General features: G+C 62.9%; 24 protein-coding genes. 2 read left to right on the top strand and 22 right to left on the bottom strand.

Features of this window, described 5'->3' with window-relative positions:
* The 4 genes from P0D73_RS27995 to P0D73_RS28010 form a co-directional block, all read right to left on the bottom strand.
* Positions 1–555, bottom strand: a 555-nt coding sequence (locus tag P0D73_RS27995; RefSeq protein WP_408317177.1) for an electron transfer flavoprotein subunit beta/FixA family protein, incomplete at its 3' end; no start/stop codon positions are given.
* 237 nt (positions 556–792) lie between these two features.
* Entirely contained in the window at positions 793–1,590 is a 798-nt protein-coding gene (locus tag P0D73_RS28000) for a MetQ/NlpA family ABC transporter substrate-binding protein (RefSeq protein WP_132373518.1), read from the bottom strand.
* A 34-nt stretch (positions 1,591–1,624) separates the two neighbouring features.
* Entirely contained in the window at positions 1,625–2,278 is a 654-nt protein-coding gene (locus P0D73_RS28005) for a methionine ABC transporter permease (protein ID WP_132373517.1), read from the bottom strand.
* Complete coding sequence (locus P0D73_RS28010; protein WP_132373516.1) at positions 2,268–3,302, bottom strand: methionine ABC transporter ATP-binding protein; 1,035 nt, start codon at positions 3,300–3,302, stop codon at positions 2,268–2,270. Before P0D73_RS28010 ends, P0D73_RS28005 begins: the two co-directional genes overlap by 11 nt.
* A 241-nt stretch (positions 3,303–3,543) precedes the next feature.
* On the opposite strand from P0D73_RS28010, the gene P0D73_RS28015 reads away from it, so the two are divergent.
* Positions 3,544–4,449 (top strand): alpha/beta hydrolase, encoded by a 906-nt coding sequence (locus tag P0D73_RS28015; protein WP_408180604.1) that lies wholly within the window; start codon positions 3,544–3,546, stop codon positions 4,447–4,449.
* 11 nt (positions 4,450–4,460) lie between these two features.
* Here the strand turns inward: P0D73_RS28015 and P0D73_RS28020 are convergent, their stop codons facing one another.
* Together P0D73_RS28020 and P0D73_RS28025 are read right to left on the bottom strand one after the other, a co-directional pair.
* Positions 4,461–5,273, bottom strand: coding sequence for an enoyl-CoA hydratase (locus tag P0D73_RS28020; RefSeq protein WP_408433675.1), 813 nt, complete (start codon positions 5,271–5,273; stop codon positions 4,461–4,463).
* Positions 5,274–5,339: 66 nt separating this feature from the next.
* Positions 5,340–6,263, bottom strand: coding sequence for a histone deacetylase family protein (locus P0D73_RS28025; RefSeq protein ID WP_132373513.1), 924 nt, complete (start codon positions 6,261–6,263; stop codon positions 5,340–5,342).
* A 295-nt stretch (positions 6,264–6,558) separates the two neighbouring features.
* On the opposite strand from P0D73_RS28025, the gene mltB reads away from it, so the two are divergent.
* Positions 6,559–7,710 (top strand): lytic murein transglycosylase B, encoded by a 1,152-nt coding sequence (mltB, locus tag P0D73_RS28030; protein WP_408180602.1) that lies wholly within the window; start codon positions 6,559–6,561, stop codon positions 7,708–7,710.
* Positions 7,711–7,817: 107 nt separating this feature from the next.
* Here mltB and cysM read toward each other — a convergent pair whose 3' ends face one another.
* The 16 genes from cysM to P0D73_RS28110 all read right to left on the bottom strand — a co-directional run bounded on the left by cysM (position 7,818) and on the right by P0D73_RS28110 (position 24,672).
* The gene (gene cysM / locus P0D73_RS28035; protein WP_106283257.1) at positions 7,818–8,720 is read right to left on the bottom strand and encodes a cysteine synthase CysM; all 903 of its coding nucleotides are present in this window, start codon (positions 8,718–8,720) and stop codon (positions 7,818–7,820) included.
* A 274-nt stretch (positions 8,721–8,994) separates the two neighbouring features.
* Complete coding sequence (locus tag P0D73_RS28040) at positions 8,995–9,360, bottom strand: ComEA family DNA-binding protein (RefSeq protein WP_408180601.1); 366 nt, start codon at positions 9,358–9,360, stop codon at positions 8,995–8,997.
* A gap of 77 nt (positions 9,361–9,437) precedes the next feature.
* Positions 9,438–10,430: an ADP-glyceromanno-heptose 6-epimerase gene (gene rfaD / locus P0D73_RS28045; RefSeq protein ID WP_106283259.1), complete on the bottom strand. Its 993-nt coding sequence runs from the start codon at positions 10,428–10,430 to the stop codon at positions 9,438–9,440.
* A gap of 141 nt (positions 10,431–10,571) precedes the next feature.
* On the bottom strand, positions 10,572–11,579 hold the full coding sequence (gene rfaE1 / locus P0D73_RS28050; protein WP_132373510.1) for a D-glycero-beta-D-manno-heptose-7-phosphate kinase: 1,008 nt from the start codon (positions 11,577–11,579) through the stop codon (positions 10,572–10,574).
* The gene (locus P0D73_RS28055) at positions 11,545–12,948 is read right to left on the bottom strand and encodes a UDP-glucose dehydrogenase family protein (protein ID WP_408180599.1); all 1,404 of its coding nucleotides are present in this window, start codon (positions 12,946–12,948) and stop codon (positions 11,545–11,547) included. Before P0D73_RS28055 ends, rfaE1 begins: the two co-directional genes overlap by 35 nt.
* A gap of 147 nt (positions 12,949–13,095) precedes the next feature.
* On the bottom strand, positions 13,096–14,271 hold the full coding sequence (lapB, locus tag P0D73_RS28060; RefSeq protein ID WP_106313802.1) for a lipopolysaccharide assembly protein LapB: 1,176 nt from the start codon (positions 14,269–14,271) through the stop codon (positions 13,096–13,098).
* 68 nt (positions 14,272–14,339) lie between these two features.
* Positions 14,340–14,633 carry a LapA family protein gene (locus tag P0D73_RS28065; RefSeq protein ID WP_095418546.1) on the bottom strand — a complete coding sequence of 98 codons (294 nt, stop codon included), beginning with the start codon at positions 14,631–14,633 and terminating at the stop codon, positions 14,340–14,342.
* Between the two features lie 420 nt (positions 14,634–15,053).
* Entirely contained in the window at positions 15,054–15,377 is a 324-nt protein-coding gene (locus P0D73_RS28070; RefSeq protein ID WP_012433973.1) for an integration host factor subunit beta, read from the bottom strand.
* A 21-nt stretch (positions 15,378–15,398) separates the two neighbouring features.
* Entirely contained in the window at positions 15,399–17,132 is a 1,734-nt protein-coding gene (gene rpsA, locus P0D73_RS28075) for a 30S ribosomal protein S1 (protein WP_091800091.1), read from the bottom strand.
* Positions 17,133–17,296: 164 nt separating this feature from the next.
* The gene (cmk, locus tag P0D73_RS28080; RefSeq protein ID WP_408433680.1) at positions 17,297–17,983 is read right to left on the bottom strand and encodes a (d)CMP kinase; all 687 of its coding nucleotides are present in this window, start codon (positions 17,981–17,983) and stop codon (positions 17,297–17,299) included.
* Positions 17,984–18,018: 35 nt separating this feature from the next.
* Entirely contained in the window at positions 18,019–19,323 is a 1,305-nt protein-coding gene (aroA, locus tag P0D73_RS28085) for a 3-phosphoshikimate 1-carboxyvinyltransferase (RefSeq protein WP_408180597.1), read from the bottom strand.
* 19 nt (positions 19,324–19,342) lie between these two features.
* Positions 19,343–20,284 (bottom strand): prephenate dehydrogenase, encoded by a 942-nt coding sequence (locus P0D73_RS28090; RefSeq protein ID WP_408290175.1) that lies wholly within the window; start codon positions 20,282–20,284, stop codon positions 19,343–19,345.
* 52 nt (positions 20,285–20,336) lie between these two features.
* Positions 20,337–21,449: a histidinol-phosphate transaminase gene (gene hisC / locus P0D73_RS28095; RefSeq protein WP_408180595.1), complete on the bottom strand. Its 1,113-nt coding sequence runs from the start codon at positions 21,447–21,449 to the stop codon at positions 20,337–20,339.
* A 78-nt stretch (positions 21,450–21,527) separates the two neighbouring features.
* Entirely contained in the window at positions 21,528–22,610 is a 1,083-nt protein-coding gene (gene pheA / locus P0D73_RS28100) for a prephenate dehydratase (RefSeq protein ID WP_012433979.1), read from the bottom strand.
* A 78-nt stretch (positions 22,611–22,688) separates the two neighbouring features.
* Positions 22,689–23,771: a 3-phosphoserine/phosphohydroxythreonine transaminase gene (serC, locus tag P0D73_RS28105; protein WP_132373504.1), complete on the bottom strand. Its 1,083-nt coding sequence runs from the start codon at positions 23,769–23,771 to the stop codon at positions 22,689–22,691.
* Between the two features lie 298 nt (positions 23,772–24,069).
* On the bottom strand, positions 24,070–24,672 hold the full coding sequence (locus P0D73_RS28110) for a DUF2059 domain-containing protein (RefSeq protein WP_011489486.1): 603 nt from the start codon (positions 24,670–24,672) through the stop codon (positions 24,070–24,072).
* Positions 24,673–24,770 lie beyond the last annotated feature (98 nt).

Raw genomic sequence — 24,770 nt, forward strand, 5'->3', positions numbered from 1 at the left:
ATAGCGCGGCTCGTTCAGGCGCAAGTCCGTGGTGATGACCGCGGGGAGCTTTAAAGACAGCGTCTCAGCACCGCCGTCCACTTCACGCGAAACGGTCGCCTTGCCGTCGGCAACAACAACCTTCGAGGCAAACGTTGCTTGCGGCAAACCAGCCAGCGCAGCCAGCATCTGGCCGGTCTGGTTCGAATCGTCGTCAATCGCCTGCTTGCCGAGAATGACCAGCTGCGGCTGCTCCTTGTCGACCAGCGCCTTCAGCAGCTTCGCGACTGCCAACGGCTGCAGTTCCACTGAAGACTCGATCAGGATCGCGCGATCCGCGCCGATCGCCAGCGCCGTACGCAGCGTTTCCTGCGATTGCGTCACGCCCGCCGACACGGCGATCACTTCCGTCGCCACGCCCGCTTCTTTCAACCGCACCGCTTCTTCAACCGCGATTTCATCGAACGGATTCATCGACATCTTCACGTTCGCGATGTCGACGCCCGTGCCGTCCGACTTCACCCGGACTTTCACGTTGTAATCGACCACTCTTTTGACTGGCACCAGGATTTTCATGCACACGCTCCAAAGTTACGAATACGTCAACCCAACGAACATTATAACGACTGCCCTCGTGGCAGCCCTGTCGCGGGCGCTCTAGCAGGAGGATATCGCTCCTCAGTGGCGTGACGGCAATATCGAACGGTCGTTCTATTTTAATCTCGAAAAAACCCGGGTGGCAACCCCGGGTTAAGACCTACGACTCAAATTTTGCATCGCCGTCGTATCTTGCTTGTTCTGGAGGCCGCCGGCTCACCACGCGGTGATGACCGACCCGCCGAATTTACTTTCAATGAACTGCTTCACTTCCGGCGAATGATACGCCGCGACCAGCTTGGCGACCCACGGCTTATTCTTATCCGCCTCGCGGATTGCGATGATGTTCACGTAGGGGCCTTTCGGGTCTTCCATCGCAATGGCGTCCTGCTTGGGCTTCAGACCCGCTTCCATAGCGAAGTTCGTGTTGATTGCAGCGGCGTCCACGTCGTTCAGCGAGCGCGGAATCTGCGCGGCGTCGAGTTCGACGATCTTCAGCTTCTTCGGATTGTCGACGATGTCGAGCGGCGTCGCCTTCAGGCCCGCGTCGGCGCGCAGTTTCAGCAGACCCTGCTTTTGCAGCAACAGCAGCGCGCGGCCACCGTTGGTCGGATCATTCGGCACCGCGATCTTCGCGCCCGGCTGCAGCTCGGCCAGCGTCTTCACTTTCTTCGAATAGATGCCCATCGGGTACGTGACCGTGTCTGCGATACGGATCAGCTTGTAGCCGCGATCCTTCACCTGCGCCTGCAGATACGGGTCGTGCTGGTAGCTGTTCGCATCCAGATCGCCGCCGGCGAGCGCGGCGTTCGGCTGCACGTAGTCGGAGAACTCGACGATCTTGATGTTCAGACCGTTCTTCGCCGCGACTGTTTTCACGACTTCCATGATCTGCGCGTGCGGACCGCCGGTGACGCCGACCTTGATCGTGTCTTCAGCGTGAGCCGCGTTGGCGGCGAACAGCGATGCGGCGCCGAGCACGGCCGCCAGCTTGAGAATGAAACGACGTTGCATGATGGACCTTTCCGAAACTATCGACTTTGTTGTTTTACTTATGGCTCAAACGACGCACGAGCCAATCCCCGAACGACTGCACCAACTGCACGAAGACGATCAGGATCACCACGACCGTCAACATCACTTCCGGCAGGAACCGCTGATACCCATAGCGAATCCCGAGATCGCCAAGCCCGCCGCCCCCAATCGCGCCGGCCATCGCCGAATAGCCCACCAGCGAGACGAACGTGATCGTCAGGCCGGCGACCACGCCCGGCAGCGATTCCGGCAGCAACACCTTGAAGACGATCTGGCTGGTGGTCGCACCCATCGCTTGCGCTGCTTCGATCAGGCCGCGATCCACTTCGCGCAGCGCGGTCTCGACCAGGCGCGCGATGAACGGCGCGGCAGCGATCGTCAGCGGCACGACAGCGGCGGCGGTTCCGATCGACGAACCCACCACGAGACGCGTGAACGGAATCACGGCGACCAGCAGGATGATGAACGGCGTGGAACGCACCGCATTCACAATGACGCCCATCACGCGATTCACGGCGATGTTCTGCAATACGCCCTGGCGGTCCGTCAGATACAGCAGCACGCCGAGCGGCAAACCCACCAAAGCGCCGACCAGTCCGGAAATGCCCACCATCACGAGCGTTTCCCAGAATGACTGGACGAACATATCGAACATTTCACTCAACATACGACAACTCCTCCACCACCACGCCCTGTTCACGCAGATACGTCAGCGCCTGCGCTACCTTCGTCGGTTCGCCGCCCGCGAGCACCGCGAGCGAGCCGAACGCCTGCCCCTGGATCTCATCGATCTGGCCGTGCAGGATGTTGAAGTCGAGTTCGTAGCGGCGAATCGTTTCCGACAGGATCGGCTGATCGACGCCCGAGCCGGTGAACGCGAGGCGCAGCAAGTGACCGCTGCCGGTCTTCAGGCGCTCCGCGACGCGCGCCTTCATGGCGGGCGGCAGTTCCTGCGCGATCACGTCGCCGATCAAGGCGCGCGTGACTTCGTGATGCGGTTGCAGGAACACGTCGATCACCTTGCCTTCTTCGACCACACGGCCCGCGTCCAGCACGGCGACGCGGTCGCAGACCTGCTTGATCACGTCCATCTGGTGCGTGATCAGCACGATGGTGAGGTTCAGTTCGCGATTGATGCGCTTGAGCAGGTCGAGAATCGCGCGCGTGGTTTCGGGATCGAGCGCGGAGGTCGCTTCGTCGGAAAGCAGCACTTTGGGCTTGCTCGCCAACGCGCGTGCAATGCCGACGCGCTGTTTCTGGCCGCCGCTGATCTGCGCCGGATACCGGTCCTTCTGCGCCGACAGGCCGACCAGTTCGAGCAGCGGCAGCACGTTCGCTTCGATCTCATCGCGCTTCATGCCGGCGAGTTCGAGCGGCAGCGCGACGTTCTCGTAGACCGTGCGCGACGACAGCAAATTGAAGTGCTGGAAAATCATGCCGATCTCGCGACGCGCCTCGCGCAATTGCGCGGCGGGCAGCGTAGTCAGATCGCGGCCGTTGACGACGATATTGCCTTCGCTCGGGCGGGTCAGCAGGTTCAGGGTGCGCACGAGCGTACTCTTGCCCGCACCGCTGCGGCCGATGATGCCGAACACCTCGCCCGCCGGAATCGACAGATTGACGTTGTGCAGCGCCTCGACCCAGCCCCGGGGCCCGGCGAACCGCTGGGAGATATTGCGTATTTCGATCATGGAAAAACGAAACGGCGGAGTCTGTCAGCGAGCGTTGTGTGCTCCCGACAAGCGGCCGCCGTTACTTTTATTGGGATTTGAGCCCGCAATTCTACCGCAGCGTCGTCATTCCCTTTAATAATCAATTACGATCTTTTCATAACCTGTGGGCATTAGAGGCTCGCTCCGCGCGAGATGCTCGCGCGCGCACTATCGCTGCGACTATGATCGGGCGGAACAAAATCAGGATAAGCGCGCAGCCATGGAGACATCTCAACGCAGCAATCCGCGGCCAGTCGCGGGCAACCGCAACGCTGGCGAGCCGCAGCGCTCGTCGGTCACGACCAGCGATGGCATGGACCTGCCGCTGTACCGCTGGCCGGCCGCCGCACCGCTGCGCGCCACGGTCGCGTTGCTCCACGGGCTCGCTGAGCACGCCGGCCGCTATGCGGCGCTGGCCGCGCGGCTGAACGCGGCCGGCATCGAACTGGTGGCGATCGATCTGCGCGGCCACGGCCAGGCGCCCGGCAAGCGGTCGTACGTGAAGCGCTTCGACGACTATCTGCTGGACGCACAAGCCTTGCTCGACGCCGCAGCGCAAAGTTGCGCCCCGCTCTTCCTGATGGGCCACAGCATGGGCGGCGCCGTGGCCGCGCTGTATACGATCGAGCGCCTCGAGGCGAGCGGCCGGCGCCTGAACGGCCTGATCCTGTCGAGCCCGGCGCTTGCGCCCGGCCGCGACGTGCCGCGCTGGATGCTGAAGCTGAGCCAGGTGATCAGCCGTCTCTACCCGAGCTTCCCGGCGATGAAAATCGACGCCGCTTTGCTCTCGCGCCTTCAGCCCGTGGTGAACGCCAATCGCAACGATCCGCTCGTGCATCACGGCGCGATTCCCGCGCGCACCGGCGCGGAACTGTTGCTGGCGATGGCGCGCATCGAACGCGGCCGTGTGGGCTTGCGGGTACCGCTGCTGGTTTATCACGGCACCGCCGATAAGCTCACCGAACCCGAAGGCAGCCGCGAATTCGGTGAACACGCAGGCTCGCCGGATAAGACGCTTACGCTGCACGAAGGCAGCTATCACGAGACGATGAACGACATCGACCGCGATCGGGTGATCGGCGCGTTGATCGAGTGGATTGAAAAACGGGTGGTGCTTAAAGCCTGAGCGACGCGCGACTAGCTCGCGTCACGCTTCCAGCCGGGCGCCCGTTTGTCGATGAACGCCTGCACGCCTTCGAGCGCTGATTCGTCCATCATATTGCAGGCCATGGTCTGGCCGGCGAGTTGGTAAGCCGCTTCGATACCCATCTCCAACTGACGATAGAAGAGGCCTTTGCCGGCGCTCACGGCTTCGACGGGTTTCGCGCAAATGCTGGTGGCGAGCCGCGCGATTTCCGGGTCGAGCGCATCTGCTGGAACCACACGGTTCACGAGACCCTGCTGCTTCGCTTCGGCGGCATCGATGAAATCGCCCGTCAGCAGCATTTCAAGCGCCGCTTTGCGCGACAGGTTGCGCGACAGCGGCACAGAGGGTGTCGCGCAGAAGAGCCCGAGGTTCACACCCGAGACGGCAAACCGCGCCGTGTCGGCGGCGACAGCCAGATCGCACATCGCGACGAGTTGACAGCCGGCCGCCGTCGCGATGCCCTGCACGCGCGCGATCACGGGTTGCGGCAAGCGCTGGATCGTCATCATGAGTTTCGTGCAGCGGGCGAACAGCGCCTGGTAATACGCCAACGAAGGTGCCGCGCGCATTTCCTTCAGATCGTGTCCCGCGCAGAACGCCCTGCCCGCGCCGGCGATCACCACCACGCGCGCGTCCGACCGCCCGATTTCGCTCAATGCGGTCTGCAGGTCGTCGAGCAAGGCTTCGGAGAGCGCGTTGAAGGCGTCGGGACGATTCATCGTCAAACGCACGACGCCCGGCACCCCGTACGCGCCGTGCTCGATTTCGACCAGTGAAGCGTTGTTGCGCGCATCGGCGTTCATGGCTCGCTCCTAATGCGTTTTGAGTGGATGGCGCCGCGCGCGGCACCGGCGCAGCGGCTTGGCGGCTCAGATCCCGGCCAGCGAACGCACGTGGGCGACCACGCTGCGCCCCAACGCGGACAGGTTGTAGCCGCCTTCGAGGCAACTGACTATCCGTCCATGCGCATAACGCTTCGCGATCTCGCGCATCTGATCGGTGATCCAGGCGTAATCGTCTTCGACGAGGCCCATGTTGCCGAGGTCGTCTTCGCGATGCGCGTCGAAACCGGCCGAGATGAACAGCATCTCCGGCTTGAAATCATGCAGGCGCGGCAGCCACAGCAGGTCTACCGCCTCGCGCACCGCCATGCCTTTCGAGCGCGCCGGCATCGGCACGTTGCACATGTTGGGCGCCTGGTTGTCGGCGCCCGTGAACGGATAGAACGGATGCTGGAAGATGCTGCACATCAGCACGCGCGAGTCGCCCGAGAAAGCCGCTTCGGTGCCGTTGCCGTGATGCACGTCGAAGTCGATGATCGCGACGCGCTGCAAGCCGTGCACTTCGAGCGCATGACGCGCGGCGATCGCGACGTTGTTGAAGAAGCAGAAACCCATGGCGCGCGCCGGCTCCGCATGGTGGCCAGGCGGGCGCACGCTGCAGAAGGCGTTGTCGTAGCGGCCTTCGATCACCGCATCGGTCGCGGCGACCGCGGCGCCCGCCGCGCGCAATGCGGCCTGCAAGGTGTGCGGGTTCATCGTCGTATCGGGATCGATTTCGGCCATGCCTTCAGCCGGCGAGCGGCTGCGGATGTAATCGACGTGAGCTTGCGTATGCACGCGCAGCAGCGCGGCATCGTCGGCGAGTGGCGGCGACTCGCGCTCGATCAGCGAGTCGATGCGGCTCGCGATCAACTGATCTTCGATTGCCTGCAGACGCGCGGGGCATTCGGGATGCCATTGCCCCATATCGTGCAGCAGACAGTCGGCGTGGGAATAGAAGCCTGTTGCCATGATTCTCTTTCTGCGGCGTCACGCCTTCGAAGCGCGCGCGGCATGTCTCCATCCAGGGACGCGCGCCCTCGGCGCGCCAACATGCATCAAGTTACCACACGATGCGGCTGTCACGCGTCAGGCACAGTTTTGCGCAGAGGCGTCGGGTATACTGCCCCGATCGGTTTTTCCCCGTCTTTCCCTTGTCTCCTGCGCCACGCGCCTTTAGCTCACTATGACCGTCAAGCTTGCTCTGTCTGCACGAAACCGGCTACGTACCAGAACCATGGCCGCCGCACTATCCGTCGCATCGTGCATGTTCATGGCAACCAGTCCGGCGATCGCGCAAAGCGCCGGCAAGAAACCGCCGGTGCTGCTCGCGCAGGGCCAACCGCAACCCGCGGTGCCACAAGGGCAAACGTTTGAAGAAGAGATCATCCCGCAGCGCTACGCGAACAATGCCGATGTCAATGCGTTCATCAATGACATGGTCGCGCGCTACGACTTTGACGAATCCGCGCTGCACTCACTCTTTGCCGGCGTGAGCTATTCGGCGACCGCGGTCAAGCTCGTGACGCCGTCGCCTTCGCCGTCGGTCAAGAACTGGCGCGTGTATCAGTCGCGTTTCCTCGACCAGGTCCGCATCAATGCCGGCGTGCGCTTCTGGCGCGCGAACCAGGCCACGCTGCAACGCGCCTATGAAGAGTTCGGCGTGCCGCCGGAAGTGATCGTCGGCATCATCGGCGTGGAGACGATTTATGGCCGCTTCATGGGCAACTTCCGCGTGCTCGACGCGCTGACCACGCTCAGCTTCGACTATCCGAACACCGCCAATCGCGCGGATCGCCAGGCAACCTTCCGCAAGAATCTCGAAGACTATTTGGTGTGGACGCGCGACTCGCAGATCGATCCGACCACGGTGCTCGGCTCATACACCGGCGCGATCGGCATTCCGCAGTTTCTGCCGAGCAGCATCGTCCAATACGCGGTGAGCTACGACGGCAACAAACAGATCGACCTGCGCACGAGCCAGGCGGACGCGATCGGCAGCGTGGCGAATTATCTGCGTCAGAACGGTTGGGAAAACGGCCGGCCGGTGGTGTGGAAGATCGGCTCGGACGCCGGCAGCCTGGGCGTCGCGCAAGCAGCCGCCGACGGCCAGCCGGAGCCGCACTGGCCGCTCAGTCAGTTGCTGCGCGCCGGGTTGCTGCTGAACGAACCGGACGTCGATATCGCGTCGGAGGCCGGCACGCCGGTGACGGTGGTGGATCTGCCCTCACCGGGACGTGGCACCGAGTTCATGCTGGGCCTGAAGAACTTCTACGTGCTGACGCGCTATAACCGCAGTTTCTTCTACGCGCTCGCGGTGTATCAGTTGGGCCAGCGGGTCAAGGCGCAGATGGAAGCCGGCGACGCCACGAACAACGCTGTCAACAACGCGGCGCCGCCGGTTGCGGCTTCGCAATAGTCGGCAATGCGGGCGCCGGGTGCGCCTCACGAGCCGACAAAATGAAAAAGCGCCGGTTTGAACCGGCGCTTTTTCGTTGGCGAGCGACACTCTGAGCGACGACGCGTTTATGCGGGAAACACACCGGTCGACAGATAACGGTCGCCGCGATCGCAGACGATGAACACGATCGTCGCGTTCTCGACCTGCCGCGCGACGCGCAGCGCCACTTCGCAGGCGCCGCCCGACGAGATGCCGGCAAAAATCCCTTCCACCGACGCCATGCGGCGCGCCATCGCTTCCGCGGCGGCCTGGCTCACGTTCTCGACACGGTCGACGCGGCTGCGATCGAAAATCTTCGGCAGATAGGCTTCCGGCCATTTGCGGATGCCCGGAATACGCGACCCTTCTTCAGGTTGCGCGCCGATGATCTCGATAGCCTGATTCTGTTCTTTCAGATAAGTGGACACGCCCATGATCGTGCCGGTCGTGCCCATCGACGACACGAAGTGGGTAATGCGCCCTTCGGTGTCGCGCCAGATTTCCGGGCCCGTACCCTCGACGTGCGAGGCCGGATTGTCGGGATTGGCAAACTGATCGAGGATGATGCCCTTGCCTTCGCGCTGCATCTGCTCGGCGAGATCGCGTGCGTACTCCATGCCGCCCGTGACCGGCGTGAGCACGATCTGCGCGCCATACGCGGCCATGCTCTGACGGCGTTCCACCGACAGATCCTCCGGCATGATCAGGACCATTTTATAGCCACGGACCGCTGCCGCCATGGCGAGCGCGATGCCCGTGTTGCCGCTGGTCGATTCGATCAGCGTGTCGCCGGGTTTGATGCGGCCACGCGCTTCCGCTTTCTTGATCATCGACAACGCCGGGCGATCCTTCACCGAGCCCGCCGGGTTATTGCCTTCGAGTTTCGCAAGGATCACGTTATTGCGGCTGCGGATCTCGTCGTCGGGGAGCCGGACGAGTTGTACGAGCGGCGTATTGCCGATCGTGTCTTCAATCGTTTTGTAAGCCATATCGGTTCTGGTGCTGTCGATGCGCGGAGTCTTCAATCCATCGATTCTAAACCACCGTGCCCGCGGCTGCCGTGCGGCCCTTCTGCCCGCATGGATGCAGGCGCCCCGTCAGCGAGCGCCCGCAACGCAAAAAGCCCGCGGCTGAAAACCGCGGGAGCCAGTCATCTGCATGACAGCTGAAGGAGTGTTACTGCCAACTCCGACCATGAAGGGGAACGACGGGGACGGACTCCGCGCGCGGGTCACGAGGCCCACACGCAAAGTCCGCGTAAGGCTATTTCTTCACTGCCACCGTGGCGCTGTTCTTTGGCGTGGCGGCCGGAACGGCCGCGCCTTTGGTCTGTGCAGACGCCGCAGCCTGCGGGTTAGCAGCCGCGCCAGTCGGACCGACAGCGAGACCCTCCGCCTGCAGGCGCTCGACGGTATGCCCGCCCATGCCTTTGACGCGCTTGCCGAGGTCGGCCGGGTCCTTGAACGGACCATGCGCTGCACGCTCGTCGAGAATGGCTTTCGCTTTGGCAGGACCGATGCCCTTGATGCCGCGCAGCGCATCCTCATTGGCCGTGTTGACGTCGACCGCCGCATAAGCGTGGCCGAAAGCGGCCAGCATGGCCGCGGTAACCAGAATTTTTCGAAACATATGGAATCTCCCTCGTACAACCGGTTGGCGACCATCACCAACCGGGAGATTCCAGTTTAAAGAGGGATCCGAAAGATTTACACCTGGCCGAATAGCCAACGCACGTAACGATCGACACCTTCCTGAACGCTCAGGAACGGCGCGTCGTAGCCGGCTGCGCGCAGCTTCGACTGATCCGCTTGCGTGAAGCACTGGTACTTGCCGCGCAACGCATCGGGAAACGGAATGTATTCGATCAACCCGCGCTGCACCTGATCCGCGAGCGACAGCGCCGGTTCGTTGTTCAGCGAGCGCAGCGTGTTGACCACCGTGCTGGCGATGTCGTTGAACGGTTGCGCGCGGCCGCTGCCCAGATTGAAGATGCCCGACTTGTCCGGATTGTCGAAGAAGAACAGGTTGACCTTCACCACGTCTTCCACGGAGACGAAGTCGCGCGTCTGCTCGCCCGCGGCGTAGCCGTTGTATTCGCCGAACAGCTTGACCTTGCCCTCGGCGCGGAACTGGTTGAAGTTGTGAAACGCCACCGACGCCATGCGCGCCTTATGCGTTTCGCGCGGCCCGTAGACATTGAAATAACGGAAGCCGGCAATCTGGCTCTTCGCAGTGGGCAGCACGCGGCGAATCACCTGATCGAACAGGAACTTCGAGTAGCCGTACACGTTGAGCGGCTGCTCGACCTCGCGCTCTTCGACGAAACGGCTCGAGCCGCCATACGTTGCCGCCGACGACGCGTACAGGAACTGGATGTTCTGCGCGAGGCACACATCGAGCACGTCGCGGCTATAGCGGAAATTGTTGTCCATCATGTAGCGGCCGTCGGTTTCCATCGTGTCCGAACAGGCGCCTTCGTGGAAAATCGCGCGCACCTTGCCGAAGTCGCCGCGCTTGAAGCGTTCGACGAACTCGGTCTTGTCGAGGTAGTCGTCGATCTCGCAGTCGACGAGATTCTTGAACTTGTCGGCACGCGTGAGGTTGTCCACGGCGATGATGCGTTGTTCACCGCGCTCGTTGAGCGCCTTCACGAGATTGCTGCCGATAAAACCGGCCGCGCCGGTGACGATGAGGGTCATGATGAGCCTGCGGTAAAGAGCTTTGCATGGGATCGGAGCAAGTACTCTGCACTAGCTCCGATCGACAGGTCCAGTTGACGCCCCGCGAATCCCTTTTACGCGCCACTCACGGGCGCACAGCGAGGAATCCGGCGGGCCGCATCAATGAAAAAGTTCGTCGTAGTCGACAGTGGCGGTGCCGAGTTTGCCGACCACGATGCCGGCCGCGCGATTCGCGAGCCCGACCGCCTCGATCAGCGTGAGACCCGCGCCGAGCATGGCGGCGAGCGTGGCGATCACGGTGTCGCCCGCGCCCGAGACATCATACACTTCGCGCGCGACAGCCGAAGCGTGCAGGATGCCGTCGTCCGTGAAGAGCGTCATGCCCTCTTCCGAACGCGTCAGCAGCAGCGCCTTGAACTGCAGATCGGTGCGCAGTTTCGTCACGCGCGCGAGCAGATCTTCTTCCGATTTCCACTGACCGACCACCTCGCGCAACTCGGCGCGGTTCGGCGTAATCAGCGTGGCGCCCTGATAGCGTTCCCAGTCGTCGCCCTTCGGATCGACCAGCACGGGCTTGCCCGCGGCATTCGCCTTCGAGATCATTTGCGTGACGTGGGTCAGGCCGCCCTTCGCGTAGTCGGACATCAGAATCACGTCGTGCGACGGCAGCAGTTCGTCGAATCGGGCGAGACCCGCGAGCAGCACTTCGTGCGCCGGCGAGTTTTCGAAGTCGACGCGCAGCAACTGTTGCTGGCGCGACAGCACGCGCAGCTTGATCGTGGTGAGCAGCGCCGGATCGCGCTCGAGATGCGGCTTCACGCCGCTTTCGCCGAGCAGCTGCACGATGCGCTCGCCGGGTTCGTCATGGCCCACCACGCACAGCAAGCCGGCTTGCGCGCCGAGCGCGACCGCGTTGCGCGCGACGTTCGCCGCGCCGCCGAGACGGTCTTCCTGACGCTGCACGTGCACCACCGGTACCGGCGCTTCCGGCGAAATGCGGTTCACGTCGCCGAACCAGTAGCGATCGAGCATGACGTCGCCCACCACCAGCACGCGCGCCGCGCCGAGCTGTTCGCGCGGCACGACGGTGAGCGGCGCTGCGGGCGTGGACGGCGCGGCGCCGGGCACGGTCTCAGGCAACGGCCGGAAGTTCAGAGGGTTGGGCATAGGGGCGTCCAATCGAGTGGTAGTCGATGCCGAGTTCGGTCATCGCGTCCGGTTCATACAGGTTGCGGCCGTCGAAAATCAACGGCGACTTCAGCACCGATTTCAGATGAACGAAATCCGGACTCTTGAATTCTTTCCATTCCGTCACGATCACTAGGGCGTCGGCGCCGGTGAGCGTTTCGTCCTGCGTGCTCGTGAAGCTCAGACGCGCGAACTGGTCCGGTGCGTCATGCAGGTCGATGGCGAACACGCGGCGCGCTTCGGTCACCGCGACCGGATCGTACGCGCGCACCTGGGCGCCGCGCGCCAGCAGTTCCGCGATCAGGCGACGGCTCGGCGCCTCGCGCATGTCGTCGGTGTTGGGCTTGAACGCGAGGCCCCACACGGCGAACGTGCGGCCGCTCAGATCGTCGCCGAGTTTGTCCGTGATCTTGTGCACCAGCACGTCTTTCTGCTTGTGGTTCACTTCCTCGACCGCTTCGAGGATGCGCAGATTGTGACCGCTCTCGCTGGCCGTGCGGATCAGCGCCTGCACGTCCTTCGGGAAGCACGAGCCGCCGTAGCCGCAGCCGGCGTACAGGAAGTGATAGCCGATCCGCGGATCCGAGCCGATGCCGCGGCGCACGGCTTCGATATCCGCGCCGACGCGGTCCGCCAGATTCGACATCTCGTTCATGAACGAGATGCGCGTGGCGAGCATGGCATTGGCCGCGTATTTCGTGAATTCGGCCGAGCGCACGTCCATGTACAAAGTGCGTTCGTGATTGCGGTTGAACGGCGCGTACAGACGCTTCATCAATTCGCGCGCGCGCATGCCGGGTTCGTCTTCGTCAATGCCGATCACGATGCGGTCGGGACGCATGAAGTCGTCGACCGCCGCGCCTTCCTTCAGGAACTCGGGATTGGACACCACCGAGAAGCGATGCTGCGCGCTGGCGGCGAGCCCGCGTTTAGCCAGCTCTTCTTCGACCACCGTGCGTACGCGCTGCGCGGTGCCGACCGGCACTGTCGACTTGTCGACGATCACCTTGAAGCCGTTCATCGTGCGGCCGATGTTGCGCGCCGCTTCGAGCACGTATTGCAGATCCGCCGAGCCGTCTTCGTCAGGCGGCGTGCCGACAGCGATGAACTGCACGTCGCCGTGCGCGACGCTGGCTTCGACATCCGTGGAAAACGTGATGCGGCGCGCCGCACGCGTGCGGGCGATCATCTCCTGCAAACCGGGCTCGTGAATGGGCACGCCGCCGTTGTTGAGGATTTCGATCTTGCGCGGATCGACGTCGAGACAGAAAACGTCGTGACCGATCTCGGCGAGACACGCGCCAGTGACAAGACCCACATAGCCCGTGCCGATAATGGTGATTTTCATACGCTTTCCGGTAGAGGGTTCCGGTGATGATTCCCGGCGATAAGGCCGGTCAGAAACACGTTGCGAAATCCGCCCGCGCTGGGGCGGTTGCCACACGCCGGGCGGCGGCGCGACCGCGCAGCCGATGCCGCCGCGGCCATCAAAGCGTCAGTTCGACGCGGTGATCGGCTCGACGCGACGCGGCGCATAGGTTTCCCAACCGCTGCAACCCGGGCACTGCCAGTAGAAAAGCCGCGCCCTGAAACCGCAATTCTGGCACGTATACCGTGGCAAATTTTTGGTGCGCTGACGGATCAGCGTGCGCATCAGTTCGAGTTCGCTGCGCCGTGGCTCTTCCGCCACGGCTTCCTGCGCCTCGAGCAACCGTGTCATGCCCGCCAGATTCGGCGACTTCTGCATTTGCGAGCGCGCCAGCGCATGGGCGGCGTCAGGTCCGCGCAGCGATGCGACGTGCTGATAGGCAACATCGAGCAGATCGTTGGTCGGATAGCGGTCCACCCACGTGGTGAGCAAATCGGCGCCATCCTGCGGGCGGCCGAGCGCCTCGTAGGCCTTCATCAGCTTTTCCGCGACCAGCGGCAGGTAGGCCGGATTCTGCTCCTCCACGCGCCGCCATTGGGCGATGGCCGCTTCCTGCGCGCCGCCGGCCGCGTCGACGTCGCCGAACAGGATCGTGGCGCGCACGTTGGTTGGGTTCGCCTTCAGCGCGAAGCCGAGCTGGCGGCGGGCTTCGTCCGGCTTCTTCTGTTGTAGCGCTTCCTGCGCGAGTTCGCAGTGGAACTGCGCAATTTCCTTGTCGAGCGACTCCGCGCCCATCGTTTCCAGATGACGCGCGGTATCGATGGACTTGACCCAGTCCTTCTCGATTTCGTAGATGGTGAGGAGCGCGCGTTGCGCGCCCAACGCGTAGTCGCCGGTTTCGAGCGAGCGGAACGTTTCTTCCGCGCGATCGAGCAGACCCGCCTTCAGGAAGTCTTGCCCCAACTCGTAAAGCGCGTGATCGCGCTCGCTGACCGGCAGGTCGGCGCGGCTCAACAGATTCTGATGCACGCGAATCGCGCGATCCGTTTCACCGCGGCGACGGAACAGATTGCCCAGCGCGAAGTGCAACTCGACCGTTTCCGGATCGAGCTTGACCACTTCGATGAAGGCATCGATCGCCTGGTCCGGCTGCTCGTTGAGCAGGAAGTTCAGGCCGCGAAAATACGAACGCGGCAAGTTGGCGCTTTCGGACAGCAACGTCTTGAGGTCGTAGCGCGCAGCCATCCAGCCGAACGCGAAAGCGACGGGTATGACAAGCAGCCACCAGAAGTCTAGATCCATGCGATTAATGCAAATGTGCGGGAAAGCGAAGACGGAAAGCCGCGCTCACGATGCGCGGCCGAAGAAATTCAGATCAACGGCGGCATGGGCGGTTGTTCGACCACGACCGGGGTTTCGCGCGCCACCCGCAACTCGCGCTTGAGCCGGCCATTTTCCATGCGCAAGCGCAGCATGGCCGGCATCGACGAAACCAACCCGGCCAGCAGCCCCACCACGAAGAACGCGAGGCCGATCAGGATCAACGGCGCCGACCATGCGTAGCCGGCGAGGAAATTCAGCGTAGCAGGTTGTGTATTGGAGAGCGCCAGCACCAGCAGCAGCACGAACACCAGCACACGGATCAGCCAGACGATAAATTTCATGAATAGGTCTCTTGACGGCAGTTGCGGGGTGACGCCGGCTTGATGACGCGTCGCGCCACGGTGTTGCCCGCGCCGAAGTGACCCGTATTGTAATTGAAGCCCTCGCGGCTGGGCAGGAACTGGCGGATTGCGGGCTTAGGCGGTTTTATCTTGCCGCAGGCGGGTAGGCGGGTAGGCGGGTAGGCGGGTAGGCGGGTAGGCGGGTAGGCGGGTGCGTGGGTCAGTTTGTCTGGATTCGGCGATCGCGCCTGCGGGCCGTGCTTGTGGGCCACGCGTCAGGCCAGACGAACGTCGCGGCGCAAAAACGCCAGACGTACAGACGAAAAAAAAGCGCCCGAAGGCGCTTTTTCTGGTCTTTTGCCGACTGGCTTTGGCCGCTGACGCTACCAATGCCACGCTGCAAATAGCGCAGCGAAGCATTTACAGGTCGTCATCCGGCTCTTCGGCCTTCAACGGCTCACCCGCGCGACGATCTACCCGCTCGCGCAATTCCTTGCCCGGCTTGAAGTGCGGTACGTACTTCTCAGGTACCAGCACCTTCTCGCCCGACTTGGGATTACGCCCGACGCGGGAGGGACGGCGGTTAAGGCCGAAGCTGCCGAAGCCGCGAATTTCGATGCGATGACCGTTGGCAAGTGCCTCCGACATCGCATCAAGCATCGTCTTCACCGCGAAATCCGCATCTTTAAGGACAAGTTGCGGAAATCGCGCAGCCAGCTGGGCGACCAATTCCGATTTGGTCATACTGCAGCAGACCTCTCAGGCTTACTGGTTCTGGCCGTCGAGCTTGGCCTTCAACAGCGCGCCGAGGTTCGTCGTGCCGGTGGCAGCCGAGCTCGAGTCCGACGAAGCCAGGCCGCGAATCGCTTCCTGTTGCTCAGCCGAATCCTTGGCCTTGATCGACAGGTTGATACCACGCGACTTGCGATCGATGTTGATGATCATCGCGTTGACCTTGTCGCCGTCCTTCAGCACGTTGCGAGCATCTTCCACGCGGTCTTGTGCGATTTCCGAAGCGCGCAGGTAGCCTTCGACTTCTGCCGACAGCTGAACCACAGCACCCTTCGCGTCCACCGACTTGACCACGCCGTCGACGATCGAACCCTTGTCGTTCATGGCAACGAAGTTGCTGAACGGGTCGCCTTCGAGCTGCTTGATGCCCAGCGAAATGCGTTCCTTCTCGACGTCGATGCCGAGAACGATCGCTTCCACTTCGTCGCCCTTCTTGTACTTGCGAACTGCTTCTTCGCCCGTTTCGCTCCACGACAGGTCCGACAGGTGAACCAGACCGTCGATGCCGCCCGGCAGACCGATGAAGACGCCGAAGTCGGTGATCGACTTGATTGCGCCTTGCAGCTTGTCGCCCTTCTTGAAGTTGCGGCTGAAGTCGTCCCACGGGTTCGGCTTGCATTGCTTCATGCCGAGGCTGATACGGCGGCGGTCTTCGTCGATTTCGAGAACCATGACTTCGACTTCGTCACCCAGTTGCACAACCTTCGACGGTGCAACGTTCTTGTTCGTCCAGTCCATTTCCGACACGTGAACCAGGCCTTCGATACCCGATTCGACTTCGACGAATGCGCCGTAGTCGGTGATGTTGGTGACCTTACCGAACAGGCGCGTACCCGACGGGTAACGGCGCGAAATGCCTTCCCACGGATCGTCGCCCAGTTGCTTGATGCCCAGCGAAACGCGGTTCTTCTCTTGATCGAACTTGAGGATCTTCGCGGTGACTTCTTGGCCAACCGACAGCACTTCGCTCGGGTGACGCACACGACGCCATGCGATGTCGGTGATGTGCAGCAGGCCGTCGATACCGCCGAGGTCCACGAACGCGCCGTAATCCGTGATGTTCTTCACCACGCCTTCCACGATCGCGCCTTCCTTCAGCGTTTCGAGCAGCTTTGCGCGCTCTTCGCCTTGGGTCGCTTCGATCACGGCACGACGCGACAGCACGACGTTGTTACGCTTGCGGTCGAGCTTGATGACGCGGAATTCCAGCGTCTTGCCTTCGTACGGGGTCGTGTCCTTGACCGGACGCGTGTCGACCAGCGAACCCGGCAGGAATGCGCGGATGCCGTTGACCATAACGGTCATGCCGCCCTTGACCTTGCCCGTGATCGTGCCGGTCACGAGTTCGTTGTTGTCGAGAGCCTTTTCCAGCGACAGCCACGAAGCCAGGCGCTTCGCCTTGTCGCGCGACAGGATCGTGTCGCCATAGCCGTTTTCCAGCGCGTCGATCGCGACGGAAACGAAGTCGCCCGCCTGCACTTCTACCTCGCCCGCGTCGTTCAGGAACTCTTCGAGCGGGATGTAGGCTTCGGACTTGAGACCAGCGTTGACGACCACGAAGTTGTGGTCAACACGCACGACTTCGGCGGAGATCACTTCGCCGGCGCGCATGTCTTGCTTGGTCAGCGACTCTTCGAACAGAGCCGCAAAAGATTCGGTATTCGGGGTAGAGGTTTGCAGGTCGGACATAAAAATCAAAATTTGCATGGTTCTCGCGGTGCCCGGCTGGCCGGACGGTCAGCAACAACGGCCAAGAATGCGAATGCCACACGGGGTTAAAGGGTTAACACAACGCTTCGCGACAATCGCGAAGCACCTACTGACAACGGACTTCTACTGCGCCCACACCTGAAGCACAACTCGTACTTTCATCAGGCATGCGGGACTAAAGCTTCATACCACTGCACCACTTGGTCGACCGCCTGGTCGACCGACAAGGCGGAGGTATCAAGCAGCTTTGCATCCGCTGCGGGCTTGAGTGGCGCGGCTGCGCGCTGACTGTCACGCTCATCGCGCTCACGCAAATCCCGGAGCAAGTCATCTATATTAGCAGAAAATCCTTTTTGGATCAATTGCTTATGCCGGCGCGCCGCGCGGGCCTCGACGCTGGCGGTCATGAACACCTTCAGCACGGCGTCCTGGAAGATCACGGTGCCCATATCGCGGCCGTCCGCAACCAGTCCCGGTTCCTTACGGAAAGCCCGCTGACGCGCCACCAGCGCGGTGCGCACCGGCGCATGCACGGCGATCGCCGAGGCGCGGCCGCCGACTTCCTCGGCGCGGATCTCGGCCGAGACGTCGACACCGTCGAGCTGCGCCAGCCCCTCGCGAAACGTGATGTGCAGATCGTCGATCAGTTTTGCAAGGGCGTCGGCGTCGGCCGCCTCGATGTTGTAGCGCAGGCTGGCAAGCGCGGCGAGACGGTACAGCGCGCCGCTATCCAGCAAGTGGAAGCCGAGGCTCGCGGCAACCAGCGCGGCCACGGTGCCTTTGCCGGAGGCACTCGGGCCGTCGATCGTAATGACGGGCGTCTGGTGAAAGGGACGGGTCGGTTTCATCGAAAAAGTCGCACGTCAGTCGATTCGGGGTCGAATCAGGGTTGGGCGAGCGCGGTGAAGCGCTCGAAATAATCGGGAAACGTCTTGCCGACGCACTTCGGGTCGTTGATGCGCACCGGCACGCCGCCGAGACTCACCAACGAAAAGCACATGGCCATGCGGTGATCGTCGTAGGTGTCGATGGCGGCGTTCGGAATCAACTTTTCAGGCGGTTCGATGACGAGGAAATCCTCGCCTTCCTGCACCTTGGCGCCGACCTTGCGCAGCTCCGTCGCCATCGCGGCGAGCCGGTCGGTTTCCTTCACGCGCCAGCTGGCGATATTGCGCAGCGTGGTCGCGCCGTCCGCGAACAACGCCGCGACGGCGATCGTCATCGCGGCATCGGGAATCAGGTTGCAGTCCATGTCGATCGGCTCGAGCTTGCCGCTGTCGTGGCCGACGCCGCGCACTTCGATCCAGTCGTCGCCCATCTGCAGGTTCGCGCCCATCTTGATGAGCGCATCGGCAAAGCCGACGTCGCCCTGGATGCTGGCCCGGCCGACACCCTCCACCTTCAGCGGCCCGCCGCCGAGCGCGCCGGCCGCGAGGAAATACGAAGCGGACGACGCGTCGCCCTCCACCATGATCGCGCCCGGCGACTGATAGCGCTGCCCAGCCGGCACGACGAACTGATGCCAGCCGTTGCGTTCAACCTTGATGCCGAAACGCTCCATCAACTTGATGGTGATCTCGATGTACGGCTTCGAGATCAATTCGCCGTCCACCTGCACGGTGCTCACACCGCTCTCGGTGCGCAACAGTGGCAGCGTCATGAGCAGCGACGTGAGGAACTGGCTCGACACATCGCCGCGCACGGTAATCGGCGCGTCGGCGTTGATCTGCCCCGGACGAATCCGCAGCGGCGGATAGCCTTCGTTCTCTTCATAGTCGACCTTGGCGCCGAGCTGGCGCAGCCCGTCGACCAGGTCGCCGATCGGCCGCTCGTGCATGCGCGGCACGCCGTGAATGCGGTAGTCGCCGCCATTGACCGCCAGCGCCGCCGTCAGCGGACGCACCGCCGTGCCGGCGTTGCCGAGAAACAGATCGGCCGTGCGCGCCGTGAACGCGCCGCGCGTGCCGGTCACGACGCAGGTGTCGCCGTCGCGCTTCAGACGCACACCGAGCTTTTCGAGCGCGTCGAGCATCACGCGGGTGTCGTCGGAGTCGAGCAGGTTCGTGATCGTCGTTTCGCCTTCGGCGAGCGCCGCGAGCAGCAACACCCGGTTCGAAATGCTCTTCGAGCCAGGCAGACGAACCGTGCCGGACGCGCGGGAAAACGGTCCGAGATCGAGGAATTCCATGATTGAGTCCAGTTTCCGGTTATTTCGACGCGTCACTATTGGCGACGCCGGCCGCGCGCTGTTCCTGCCATTCCGTGCGCGCCACGCGCGAGCGCGCGAATACGGCTTCGAGGGCGGCGCCGTCAGCGGCTTCGATGGCCGCGCGCAAGCGCGCGAGCACTGCCGTGTAGGCGTCGAGTTCGTCGAGCAGCGCGACGCGATTGGCGACGCACACGTCGCGCCACATTTCCGGGCTCGACGCGGCGATCCGCGTGAAGTCGCGGAAACCGCCCGCCGCGAAGGAGAATTTCAGCGCGGCGTCGGGCGAATTGAGAATCTGCTCGACCAGCGCGAACGAGAGCACGTGCGGCAAATGGCTGACCGAGGCGAACACGCGGTCGTGCTGCTCGGGCGCCATGTTGCGCACGAGCGCGCCGGTGGCGCGCCACATCGCCGCGACACGCTCCACATTTGCCGGCGCATTTTCAGGCAGCGGACACAGCACGACATTGCGGCCGACATACAGGTCGGGCAAGGCTGCTTCCACGCCGCTCGCCTCGCGACCGGCAATCGGATGGCCAGGCACGAACTGGCCGATGCGCGCGCCAAGCGCCGCGCGGGCGGCGGCGACCACGTCTGACTTGGTGCTGCCGGCGTCGGTGACGATCGTGGCGTCTTCGAGAAACGGCGCGATGCGCTCGAGCAGCGGCTGCGTCTGCGCGACGGGCGCGGCCAGCAGCACGAAGTCGGCGCCGGATAGCGCTTCACGTAGCGAGGCGTCGTCGTTCAGCGCCGCCGAGCCGTCGATCACACCCAGTTCCAGAGCGCGTTCAGTCGACGCGGACGAACGCCCCACACCGATCAGTTTGCGCGCGCCCTCGGTCTCGCCCCGCTCGCGCAACGCGCGCGCGAGCGATCCGCCGATCAGGCCGACACCGAAAATTACCAGCTTGTTAAATGAAAACGCGGCCACGTCGGTCACAGAAAAAGCGCGCCTTTCATGCCGACGAGGCGCGCGGGTCAAGGATTACCGCTTACGCGGTGGCGAGCGTCTTTTCGAGCGCCGCGATGAATGCTTCGTTTTCTTCGGGCAGGCCGATCGTGATGCGCAGCCACTGCGGCAAACCGTAGTTGCCGACGGGACGCACGATCACGCCCTGCTTCAGCAATTCGAGGTTGACGCGGTTGCCGGCCGCGTCGTCGTTGCCGACACGCACCAGCACGAAATTGCCATCCGACGGCACATACTCCAGACCGAGCTTGTCGAACGCTTCAGTCAAACGGCGATAGCCTTGCGCGTTCAACGCCGCGCTCTTTTCCAGAAACGCCTTGTCGTTCAGCGCAGCGATCGCCGCGGCTTGCGCGAGCGTGTTCACATTGAACGGCTGACGCAAGCGATTCAGCAAATCGGTCAGCTCAGGTTGCGCGATCGCGAAACCCACGCGCAATCCGGCGAGGCCGAAGGCCTTCGAGAACGTGCGCGACACCAGCAGGTTCGGGTAGCGGCGCACCCACGCGATCGAGTCGTAGCGCTTCTCTTCCGGCAGATATTCCGTATACGCCTCGTCGAGCACGACGGCCACGTTGCGCGGCACCTTGTCGAGAAACGCCTCGAGCTTCGGGCCTTCGATGAACGTGCCGGTCGGGTTATTCGGATTGGCGACGAAAATCAGGCGCGTATCGTCGGTGATGGCCGCGAGCATCGCGTCGAGGTCGTGACCGTATTTGACAGCCGGCACGACGATCGCGCGCGCGCCTAGGCCCTGCGTGGCCAACGCGTAAACCGCGAACGAGTACTGTGCATAGACGATCGACTGGCCCTTTTCCACAAACGCATGCGCGGCGATTTCGAGGATGTCGTTGCTGCCGTTGCCGAGCGTGACCCAGTCGGCCGGCACGCCGTAGCGCTCGCTCAGCGCCGCCTTCAACTCGAACGCATTCGCGTCCGGGTAGCGGCCCAGTTCGCTCGCGGCCTGCGCCATGGCGCGCTGCGCCGACTCCGGCATGCCGAGGGGATTCTCGTTCGATGCGAGTTTCACGATGGTCGCTTCGTCCAGACCGAATTCGCGGGCCACTTCCGAAATCGGTTTGCCTGCGATGTAAGGCGCAATGGCGCGCACGTAGGAAGGACCGAAAGACGCTGTCATGAGAATCTCCGAACGACTATTAATAATTGAATGCGCGGCGGCCGCAGCGCGATGCCGCGAGTCGCCGCTTGAATGTCATCAACGGGCGCGCGGATACGAGCCCAGAATCTTCAGAAATGCTGCCTTCTCGCCGAGTTCGGTGAGCGCGGCGGCGACCGCCGGATCGTCGCGATGGCCTTCGACGTCGATGTAGAAGTAGTACTCCCACGTGCCGACGCGCGCCGGACGCGATTCGAAGCGGGTCATGGACACGCTGTGCCGCGCCAGCGGCTCCAGCAGCTTGACCATCGCGCCCGGTTCGTTCACCACCGACACGATCAGCGACGTCTGGTCATAACCGCTCGGGCCGGCCGGCTGCTTGCCGATCATCACGAAGCGCGTGCGGTTGTGCGGATCGTCCTGGATCAGCGCGTACGCCACTTGCAAGCCGTAATGGGTCGCCGCGCGATCGCCAGCGATCGCCGCCACGGTCGGATCTTCAGCGGCCATGCGCGCCGCTTCGGCATTGCTCGACACCGCCTGGCGCTCGAGATGCGGCGCGTTGGTCGACAGCCAGCGCTGGCACTGGGCGAGCGCCTGCGCGTGCGCGCACACGCGCGTCACGCCCGTGAGGCCACCGTTCAGCGTCAACAGATTGTGGTGGATCGGCAAAGCCAGTTCCCCGCCAATCGTGAGTTGCGTTTGCAGCAGCAGATCGAGCGTGCGCGACACCGCGCCTTCGGTCGAATTCTCGACCGGCACGACGCCGAATTCGGCGGCGCCGGCCTCAACCGAACGGAACACTTCGTCGATCGACGGACACGGCAGGCCTTCGATCGACTGACCGAAGTACTCATGCATCGCCTGTTCGCTGTAGGTGCCGACCGGGCCGAGATACGCGGCCTTGATGGTCTTCTCGAGCGCGCGGCTCGCGGCCATGATCTCGCGCCAGATCGCGCTGATATGCTCGCTCGCGAGCGGCCCTTCGCTCATGTCCTGCAGACGCGCGATCACCTGCTGCTCGCGCTCGGGCCGGAACACCGGCGCGTTGAAATGCTTCTTGACCTCGCCCACTTCGAGCGCCACCGCGGCGCGCTGGTTGAGAAGCGCGATCAACTGCGCGTCGAGTGCGTCGATGCGTTCGCGAAGGGGTTTGAGTCGGGTATTGAGTTCGTCGTCCATACGTGAAAACGGCCCTGCCGGTAGCTGCTGCAAAAATGCGTGCTGGAAAGGATGCGCGCGCCCGCAAGCCAATGTGGCTCAGGCACCGCGCTGTTCGAATTCCTTCATGTATTCGACAAGCGCTTTGACGCCCTCGAGCGGGACGGCGTTATAAATCGACGCCCGCATGCCGCCGACGGACTTGTGGCCCTTTAGCTGCACCATTCCCCGCGCTTTCGCGCCGGCCAGGAAATCTTCGTTGCGCGACTCGTCGGCGAGGAAGAACGGTACGTTCATCCGCGAGCGCGAGCCACGTTCGACCTTGTTCAGATAGAAGCTGCTCGAGTCGATCGCGTCGTACAGCAACTTCGACTTCTCGAGATTACGCGCTTCCATCGCGGCAAGGCCGCCCTGCTTCTTCAACCACTTGAACACCAACCCGGCGATGTAGATCGCATAAGTGGGCGGCGTGTTGTACATCGAATTGTTCTCGGCGACGGTCTTCCATTCGAACGCCGACGGGCAAATCGACTGCGCGCGATCCAGCATGTCTTCGCGCACGACCACCACCGTCACGCCGGCCATGCCGATATTCTTCTGCGCGCCACCAAACAGCACGCCGTATTTGGCGATGTCCATGGGACGCGACAGGATGTGCGACGAGGCGTCGGCCACGAGCGGAATATCGCCGAGATCGGGAATCTCGAACGTCTCGACGCCGTGGATCGTCTCGTTCGTGCACAGATGCACGTAAGCCGGGTCGTCAGACAGTTGCCATTCGGAGCGCGCCGGCGCGCGGGTGAAGCCGTCGGCCGTCTGACCGCTCGCCGCCAGATGCACGGTGCCGTACTTCTGCGCTTCCTTGAACGACTTCTGCGACCAGGAACCCGTCACCACGAAATCCGCGCGAGGCTTCGCGCCCATCAGATTCATCGGCACGATCGCGTTCTCGCCGAGACCACCGCCCTGCAGGAACAGGATGCGATGGCTGGCGGGCACCTCGAGCAAGTCGCGCAGATCGACGAGCGCTTCCTCGTGGATCGACATGAACTCTTTCCCGCGATGGCTCATTTCCATCACGCTCATGCCACTGCCCTGCCAGTCGAGCATTTCGTCGGCGGCTTGACGCAGCACTTCTTCGGGCATGGCCGCGGGGCCGGCGGAGAAATTAAAGACGCGCATCGTGAGATCCTGGAAGCAGGCGCAAAAAAAATGAAGATCGCGCAAAGATCGGCGAAGTGGGCAGCCGGGCGAACAACCACCGTGACGCTGACAACCCGATTTTGCCGACGCGATGTTCTGACGCGGGTTTCGGACCATTTCGCGCCGAAAAAGAAAATGGCCGTTTGCGCGTGTGCGCAAACGGCCATTATCGCATTGTCACCGCCAAGCCGCCAAACCCGGCGCGCCATCAGCCTACGAGGCGGGCCTGCCGGACGGTAGCTGGCGCGATGTCAGCGCAGCCTGTCGACCTTGGCTTTTACTTAGCCGGCTTGACCGAGGCGACTTCCTTGTCAGCCTGGTCACGCGTTGCCTTGATCGATTGCGGCATGTACTTTTGCATCAAGCCGTTCACGACGTCGCGGCCAACCTGGTCTTGCACCTGGATGAACTTGCGGCCGGTCGGGCTCTTGTAGAACGTCGTCAGATCCTTGATTTCCGACGTGCTGTAGTACTTCGCGTAAGCGTCGTACTGAGCTTGCATGGCGTCCTGACGGAAACTGTCCGTTGCGAACACCTGGCCTGCGCCGTCAACCAGTTTCGGCACTGCGTTCTTTTGCAGCGTCGGGACGGAAGCCTGCTTCTGCTTGTCCGTCATCGTCTTGTTTTCGCTCAGCGCGTCCGACAGGATTGCCGGAACCAGCTGCTTGGCTTGCATCTGGGCGCTGTTGCCGATCGCGCCGACGAGCTTCTGCGCGTCGATTGCGTCCAACAGGTCCTTGATTGCAGCCTGCTTGGCCGGATCAACCGGTGCCGCGGCAGCAGCCGGAGCCGCCGGAGCCTGGCTTTGAAGCGCTTGAGCCATGGCAAAGGTCGGCACGAGGGCAGCCAGCAACATCAGTTGTTTGAATCGTTTTTGCATCATTACTCCCTAATAGAAATGAACTTGAGCAGCAAGCCGCGCGGGACACGTATCGGCCCGACACGCCATTATTCCCGGCGCAGCTTTCAACTAATCAC

It is taken from the genome of Paraburkholderia sp. RL18-101-BIB-B, from assembly GCF_046026985.1.
GTDB lineage: Bacteria > Pseudomonadota > Gammaproteobacteria > Burkholderiales > Burkholderiaceae > Paraburkholderia.

Excerpts from the sequence above, each read along its gene's own strand:
- rfaD (WP_106283259.1), bottom strand. The coding sequence starts at position 10,430 with ATGACCCTCATCGTCACCGGCGCGGCCGGTTTTATCGGCAGCAATCTC.
- cmk (WP_408433680.1), bottom strand. The coding sequence starts at position 17,983 with ATGAAACCGACCCGTCCCTTTCACCAGACGCCCGTCATTACGATCGAC.
- lapB (WP_106313802.1), bottom strand. The coding sequence starts at position 14,271 with ATGGATCTAGACTTCTGGTGGCTGCTTGTCATACCCGTCGCTTTCGCG.
- P0D73_RS28025 (WP_132373513.1), bottom strand. The coding sequence starts at position 6,263 with ATGGCAACAGGCTTCTATTCCCACGCCGACTGTCTGCTGCACGATATG.
- rfaE1 (WP_132373510.1), bottom strand. The coding sequence starts at position 11,579 with ATGCCCAACCCTCTGAACTTCCGGCCGTTGCCTGAGACCGTGCCCGGC.
- hisC (WP_408180595.1), bottom strand. The coding sequence starts at position 21,449 with ATGACAGCGTCTTTCGGTCCTTCCTACGTGCGCGCCATTGCGCCTTAC.
- P0D73_RS28015 (WP_408180604.1), top strand. The coding sequence starts at position 3,544 with ATGGAGACATCTCAACGCAGCAATCCGCGGCCAGTCGCGGGCAACCGC.
- P0D73_RS28055 (WP_408180599.1), bottom strand. The coding sequence starts at position 12,948 with ATGAAAATCACCATTATCGGCACGGGCTATGTGGGTCTTGTCACTGGC.
- P0D73_RS28110 (WP_011489486.1), bottom strand. The coding sequence starts at position 24,672 with ATGCAAAAACGATTCAAACAACTGATGTTGCTGGCTGCCCTCGTGCCG.
- pheA (WP_012433979.1), bottom strand. The coding sequence starts at position 22,610 with ATGGACGACGAACTCAATACCCGACTCAAACCCCTTCGCGAACGCATC.
- aroA (WP_408180597.1), bottom strand. The coding sequence starts at position 19,323 with ATGGAATTCCTCGATCTCGGACCGTTTTCCCGCGCGTCCGGCACGGTT.
- P0D73_RS28000 (WP_132373518.1), bottom strand. The coding sequence starts at position 1,590 with ATGCAACGTCGTTTCATTCTCAAGCTGGCGGCCGTGCTCGGCGCCGCA.
- P0D73_RS28065 (WP_095418546.1), bottom strand. The coding sequence starts at position 14,633 with ATGAAATTTATCGTCTGGCTGATCCGTGTGCTGGTGTTCGTGCTGCTG.
- P0D73_RS28010 (WP_132373516.1), bottom strand. The coding sequence starts at position 3,302 with ATGATCGAAATACGCAATATCTCCCAGCGGTTCGCCGGGCCCCGGGGC.
- serC (WP_132373504.1), bottom strand. The coding sequence starts at position 23,771 with ATGCGCGTCTTTAATTTCTCCGCCGGCCCCGCGGCCATGCCCGAAGAA.
- rpsA (WP_091800091.1), bottom strand. The coding sequence starts at position 17,132 with ATGCAAATTTTGATTTTTATGTCCGACCTGCAAACCTCTACCCCGAAT.
- P0D73_RS28005 (WP_132373517.1), bottom strand. The coding sequence starts at position 2,278 with ATGTTGAGTGAAATGTTCGATATGTTCGTCCAGTCATTCTGGGAAACG.
- cysM (WP_106283257.1), bottom strand. The coding sequence starts at position 8,720 with ATGGCTTACAAAACGATTGAAGACACGATCGGCAATACGCCGCTCGTA.
- mltB (WP_408180602.1), top strand. The coding sequence starts at position 6,559 with ATGTTCATGGCAACCAGTCCGGCGATCGCGCAAAGCGCCGGCAAGAAA.
- P0D73_RS28020 (WP_408433675.1), bottom strand. The coding sequence starts at position 5,273 with ATGAACGCCGATGCGCGCAACAACGCTTCACTGGTCGAAATCGAGCAC.
- P0D73_RS28040 (WP_408180601.1), bottom strand. The coding sequence starts at position 9,360 with ATGTTTCGAAAAATTCTGGTTACCGCGGCCATGCTGGCCGCTTTCGGC.
- P0D73_RS28070 (WP_012433973.1), bottom strand. The coding sequence starts at position 15,377 with ATGACCAAATCGGAATTGGTCGCCCAGCTGGCTGCGCGATTTCCGCAA.